The organism is Streptomyces himastatinicus ATCC 53653, assembly GCF_000158915.1.
Classification (GTDB): Bacteria; Actinomycetota; Actinomycetes; order Streptomycetales; family Streptomycetaceae; genus Streptomyces; species Streptomyces himastatinicus.
The window spans coordinates 195,575-196,314 of sequence record NZ_GG657754.1 but is presented as its reverse complement, the minus strand read 5'-3'; the positions used below and the strand labels follow the sequence as shown (position 1 = coordinate 196,314).

The window sequence follows — 740 nt, the reverse complement described above, 5'->3', positions numbered from 1 at the left end:
GACACCCAGGTACCGCCCGAAGCGGACCTCCTCGGCCGGTGCGCCACGGTCCTGCCCGCCTTCCGCACCCTGGGAGGCACCCGGATCGGCGTCCGCCCCGTTCCCGAAGACGGCCTTCCCCTGGTCGGCCCGCACCCCCACGCGCCCGGCCTCTACACCATCGCCACCCACAGCGGTGTCACCCTCGCCCCGCTCCTCGCCGCCCTGGCCGCCGGGGAACTCACCACCGGCACCCCCGCACCCGCCCTGGCCCCCTACCGCCCCGACCGCGACACCTCACAGCCGATCCGCGACGAAAGCCTGGCCGTGATGAGCGGTCACCGGGCCGAAGCCGGGTGACGCCCCGGCGGTTCAGGCCAGCAGGTTGCCCGAGTGGGCGAGGCGGCGCGCCGTGGTCAGGAGGGCGTGGATCTGGGGCCCGGCCTGGTTGATGTCGGTCACGGGGGTCTTGAACGGCAGCCGGACATCGTGGTGGGTGCGCGGGTGTTCGAGGCGCAGGGTGATGCCGTAGCGGTCCATCGCCACGGGGAGGGCGCGCACCATGCCCTTGTCCGGGTGGGGGTGGACGAGGCGCAGCAGCAGGGGGACGAGTTCGCTGTGGTCGTCGACGAGATGGGTCAGCATGCTCGCCTCGCTCGTCGCGATGGGGTCGAGGGGCGCCGCCTGCAAGGTGTGGAGGGTGACGTACGCGCGCCCCCGGTCGTCCTCCAGGACCGCCTGGCCGAACTCCAGGCAGGTGC

Annotated in this window: 2 protein-coding genes; one reads left to right on the top strand and one right to left on the bottom strand. The window is 73.6% G+C overall.

The window, feature by feature from the left end:
• Positions 1-339: FAD-dependent oxidoreductase (locus SSOG_RS53040; protein WP_039936241.1), on the top strand; the 339-nt coding region annotated here is incomplete at its 5' end.
• Between the two features lie 12 nt (positions 340-351).
• Here SSOG_RS53040 and SSOG_RS00860 read toward each other — a convergent pair.
• Positions 352-740: DUF2470 domain-containing protein (locus SSOG_RS00860; protein ID WP_039936238.1), on the bottom strand; the 389-nt coding region annotated here is incomplete at its 5' end.